This is a genomic window from Nocardioides sp. (genome assembly GCF_024509035.1).
GTDB lineage: Bacteria > Actinomycetota > Actinomycetes > Propionibacteriales > Nocardioidaceae > Nocardioides.
This window is the reverse complement of sequence record NZ_JANINT010000178.1, coordinates 1-4,557: the sequence shown is the minus strand read 5'-3', so window position 1 is coordinate 4,557 and position 4,557 is coordinate 1. Positions and strand designations below refer to the sequence as shown.

Here is a 4,557-nt window from a genome sequence, read left to right as displayed (position 1 = left end):
CCGCGCGAATTGAATAGGTGTCAATAGCAGCCATTCCGCGTCGGTCCCGGCATCCCTCCCCGAGGTCGGCCCTACGATCGCGGGCATGGGCTCACCCGGCGACCTCGTCGGCCGGTCGGAACACCTCGACCGGCTCGCAGGGCTGCTGCACGGGGAGCCATGTGCCGTGGCGATCGAGGGGGACGCCGGCATCGGCAAGACAGCCCTCCTGGACGAGCTGGCGGACCGTGCCCGGGCTGAGGGCTGGGTGGTCTCGCGCTACGAGTGCGTGGAGGCCGAGCGGGACTTCCCCTACGCCGCGCTCTCCTATCTCCTGCGCCCCCTCGACCGGCACGTCTCCGCGCTCGCCGACCACCAGCGCAGTGCCGTGGACACGGTGCTCGGACGTCGGGCCGGCGACGCTCCCGCCCTGATGGCCCTCGGCACGGCGGTGATGGACCTCCTCGTCGTCGCGAGCGCCAAGCAGCCGTGGCTCGTCCTCATCGACGACGCGCACTGGATGGACGCGGCGAGCGCCGAGGTGCTGATGTTCGTGGCCCGCCGGCTCAGCAACGCCCCGATAGCGGTGGCGATGGCCGTGCGCGACGGAGAGCCGACGGGTCTCGACCTCGCCGGCGTCGAGCGGCTCCCCGTGTCCCCGCTCGACCCGGCGAGCGCGGCCGAACTCCTCGACACCCGCCACCCCAGCCTGTCCCCAGAGCTGCGGGCTGAGGCGCTGCGCTGGGCTGCGGGCAACCCGCTCGCTCTGTCCGAGCTCCCGTCCGCCCTGGGCGCCGGCTCAACCACCGCGGTCCGACCCGAGCTCCCCCTGCCGCGCCGACTCGAGCAGGTCTACGCCCAGCGCCTCGCCCGGTTGCCCGAGGACGAGCGGTCCCGCCTCCTCCTCCTGGCGCTCGACGGCGTGACCGACGACGACGGCGGCGGCCACGCGCTCCGCCATCCGCTGTACGCCGCCAGCATCGCGGGCTGCGCACCTCCACCTCGCCGACGTGCGGGCCGACGACCCCACCCGGCGGGCTCACCACCTGGCTGCGGCCACGACCGCGCCCGACGAGACGGTGGCCCAAGCGATCCAGGACGGCGCCGACCACGCCACCCGTCGCGGCGGAGCCGCGATCGCGGTCCAGCTTCTCGTCCGCGCCGCGGCGCTCAGCGAACAGGCCGACCGGCGCGAGCGCCGACTCGCCGACGCCGCATTCCTGGCCACCTTCGCCGGTCTGCTCGACGAGGCCGACGGCTTGCTCGGTCGGCTGGACCGGCTCAACGGGGACCTGGGTGCCCCGTCGACGCTGATCGCCGACGGCTACCTACGACTCATCCGAGACGGTGCCATCGCGCCGACGCGGCTCACCCCTGTGACGCTCCTGGTGCGCGATGTCGGTGGGGACCTGCTGCGTCATGCCGACGGCGCCCGCGATCGAGTGGCCGACGCCTTCACCTGGCCCGACCTCACCCCGATGGACGTCACGTTGCTGGCGCTCTGTGCCTACTTCGTCGACTCTCTCGGGGAGCACCGATCCTTCGTGGAGCGCATGATCGAGCGCGAGGTCGCCGCCGGGTCCAAGACCGACGTCATCACGCTGCTGCAGCTGACCCTTCTCGACGAGACGGTCCGAGGTCGCTGGGACGAGGCCGCGACGACGTACGCACGCGGCCAGGAGCTGACCGCCGGGCTCGGGCGCGGCCTGGACGCCCATCTCTTCCGTGCCTTCTACGCACGGGTGCTCGCCCAGCGCGGCGACGTCCCGGCAGCGCGAGAACTGGGGATCGAGGTCGACCTCTGGGCGCGGCCGCGGGGGGTGGGCGTGCTGCTCAACCACGTGGAGTGCGCAGCGCTCGCCGGCTCGCTCGCCATCGGCGCGTACGACCCGGCATGGCGGTTCGCGCTCGGCCTGACCTCACCGGGATCGTTCCGTCCGTACGCCCACGAGTCGTTCCGTTGCGTGCTGGACTTCGTGGAGGCCGCGATGGCCACCGGCCACAGCGAGGAGGCCCGCCGGCACGCGCTCGCCGCGACGGCGCAGGGCGTGCCCGCTGTGTCACCGCGGATGGACATGCTGTGCACCGCCGCGCTGGCGATCACCGACCCCACCCCGGACGCCGGGCGACTGTTCGAGGCCGCGGCCGGCCACGACGCCGCGCCGTCCTTCCCCTTCGACCTCGCTCGCATCAGCCTGGCCCACGGGCGATGGCTTCGACGCAACGGCGACGTACGGGGCGCTCGGGTCGCCCTGGGCCGCGCCGTCGAGCTCTTCGGGAGCCTCGGCAGCCCTCCGTGGGCGGAGCGCGCGGCGCAGGAGCTCTCGCTGGCGGGCGCATCGGTCGACGAGACCACCGACCGACTCGCCCTCCTGACCGCCCAGGAGCGCTACATCGCCGAGCTCGCGGCGTCCGGGCTGAGCAACAAGCAGATCGGCGCCCAGCTCTACCTGTCCCCGCGGACGGTGAGCACGCACCTCTATCGCATCTTCCCCAAGCTCGGCATCACCTCGCGCGCCTCTTTGCGCGACGCCCTCGCCACCGCTGCGGACTCCCCGACCTCCTGAGTCCTCGGCCGCCCGGGCACCCGGGACGTACGTCGTCAGGTGACGTCATCTGACGGACGGCAGATCGGCCGCGCGCCGACATCGTTGGCGGCACGCAGTGGCCGTGCCGTCGTCCCTCGCACCGCCGACTGCCCCATCACGAGGGACAGATTCGAGAACGCCATGCCGAAGCTCACCGTGGGCGCCGAGAACGGTTCGCCCGTCGAGCTCTACTACGAGGTCCAGGGCAGCGGAACGCCCGTCGTGCTGATCCACGGATGGCCCTTGAACGGACGATCCTGGGAGAAGCAGATCGCCGCCCTGGTGGACGGCGGCTACCAGGCCATCACCTACGACCGCCGCGGGTTCGGGCACTCAACGCCCAGCTGGGACGGTCACGACTACGACACGATCGCCGCCGACCTCGACGCACTCCTCACCCACCTCGACCTGACCGGCGTGACCCTCGTCGGGTTCTCGGCCGGGGGCGGGGCGGTCGCTCGCTACATCGGTCGCCACGGAACCTCGCGGGTGGCCAGGGCGGTGCTGGCGAGCTCGGTCACCCCGTTCCTCCACGTCACCGAAGGGAATCCCGAAGGGGGCCTCGACGACGCCACCATCGCGCACTTCGAGGCCGGCATCCGCGCCGACCGAGCGGCGTTCGTCGACACCTTCCTCTCGCTGCTCTACTCCGCGGGCGGGCAACCGTCGGTCAGCGAGGCGCAACGCCTCTACGGCCGCGACCAGGCCAACCTCGCGTCCCTGCGCGCGACGCTCGCGGGGCCGGCGCAGTTCGGGCGCACCGACTTCCGCGACGACCTCGCCCGGTTCGACGTACCGACGCTGGTGATCCACGGCGACTCCGACGCTGTCGTGCCCTTCCACGTGAGCGGCCGACGCTCCGCCGCCTCGATCCCAGGAAGCGAGCTCGTCCTCATCGAGGGCGGTCCGCACGCCATCAACGTCTCGCACGCCGAGGAGTTCAACCAGGCACTGCTGGCCTTCCTCGCCCGCTGAGCTTCCTGCGCCACCCGAGTCGCAGGGCCACCAACCGGCGCGACCGCGCCACCAAGGAGAACATCATGACCATCCGCCGACCACTGAACCGGGCCACGCTGCTGGCCCCCGGCATCGCCCTCGCCGCCGTCGCCGCCCTCGGCGTCGCCGCGCCGACCCTCGCAGCACCGACCGGCCACCCCTCGCACGCCACCGCGCCCCGCGCGGCCACCAAGCCCACGATCGTGCTGGTGCACGGCGCGTGGGCGGACAGCTCGAGCTTCACGCCGGTGATCGAGCGGCTGCAGCACGACGGCTACACCGTGCTGAGCGCGCCCAACCCGCTGCGCTCGCTCGTCGACGACGCCGCGAACGTCGCCGCGTTCGTGAACCAGGCCACCACCGGTCCGGTGGTGCTGGTGGGTCACTCGTACGGCGGCAGCGTGATCACCGACGCGGCCACTCAGATCCCGCGCGTGCAGGCACTCGTCTACGTCGATGCCTACGCACCGGCCAAGGGCGAGAGCGTGTTCTCGCTCACCGCCGCCAAGCCCGGCTCGGCCTTCGCCGTCCCCGACCCCAGCACGGTCTTCGACTTCGTGCAGTACCCGAACGCCGAGGACGGCGACGTCGACACCTACGTCAAGCGCGCGCTGTTCCCGAAGATCTTCGCCGCCAAGCTCCCCGCCGCCCAGGCGAAGGTGCTGGCCGCCACCCAGCAACCCGTGGCCCTGCACGCCTTGCAGGATGCGCTGGCCGTCGATCCCGCTTGGGAGACAATCAAGAGCTACTTCTTCGTCGGGACCAAGGACAAGGTGCTCCCGCCCGCCGAGCAGATCGCGATGGCGGACCGCGCCCACGGCGTCATCGTCAAGCGCCAGGTCGATCACCTCGCGATTCTCGAGGCCCCGAAGCCGATCACCGCACTGATCGAGAAGGCCGCGGGGGCCCGTTAGCCGAGCCGCGCTCCCGCCCCGGTGATCGGGGCGGGAGTGCGCCGATCTGGCCGCGCTGCTCAGCCCGCCCGCTCGATGAC

General features: G+C 72.3%; 4 protein-coding genes and 1 pseudogene. 4 read left to right on the top strand and 1 reads right to left on the bottom strand.

Annotation, left to right across the window (positions count from 1 at the left end):
- Positions 1-85: 85 nt before the first annotated feature.
- A pseudogene (locus tag Q0L15_RS24985) lies at positions 86-505 on the top strand (ATP-binding protein); the annotation flags it as partial.
- Positions 506-778: 273 nt separating this feature from the next.
- Here the strand turns inward: Q0L15_RS24985 and Q0L15_RS13615 are convergent.
- The gene (locus Q0L15_RS13615) at positions 779-940 is read right to left on the bottom strand and encodes a hypothetical protein (RefSeq protein ID WP_296604989.1); all 162 of its coding nucleotides are present in this window, start codon (positions 938-940) and stop codon (positions 779-781) included.
- Positions 941-989: 49 nt separating this feature from the next.
- On the opposite strand from Q0L15_RS13615, the gene Q0L15_RS13610 reads away from it, so the two are divergent.
- The 3 genes from Q0L15_RS13610 (at position 990) to Q0L15_RS13600 (ending at position 4,477) form a co-directional block, all read left to right on the top strand.
- On the top strand, positions 990-2,546 hold the full coding sequence (locus tag Q0L15_RS13610; protein WP_296604988.1) for a helix-turn-helix transcriptional regulator: 1,557 nt from the start codon (positions 990-992) through the stop codon (positions 2,544-2,546).
- A 162-nt stretch (positions 2,547-2,708) separates the two neighbouring features.
- Positions 2,709-3,542: an alpha/beta hydrolase gene (locus tag Q0L15_RS13605; RefSeq protein ID WP_296604987.1), complete on the top strand. Its 834-nt coding sequence runs from the start codon at positions 2,709-2,711 to the stop codon at positions 3,540-3,542.
- 65 nt (positions 3,543-3,607) lie between these two features.
- Entirely contained in the window at positions 3,608-4,477 is an 870-nt protein-coding gene (locus tag Q0L15_RS13600) for an alpha/beta hydrolase (RefSeq protein ID WP_296604986.1), read from the top strand.
- Positions 4,478-4,557: the final 80 nt, after the last annotated feature.

Coding starts and splice junctions, on each gene's coding strand:
- Q0L15_RS13600 (WP_296604986.1), top strand. CDS start 3,608: ATGACCATCCGCCGACCACTGAACCGGGCCACGCTGCTGGCCCCCGGC.
- Q0L15_RS13605 (WP_296604987.1), top strand. CDS start 2,709: ATGCCGAAGCTCACCGTGGGCGCCGAGAACGGTTCGCCCGTCGAGCTC.
- Q0L15_RS13615 (WP_296604989.1), bottom strand. CDS start 940: ATGGCGGAGCGCGTGGCCGCCGCCGTCGTCGTCGGTCACGCCGTCGAG.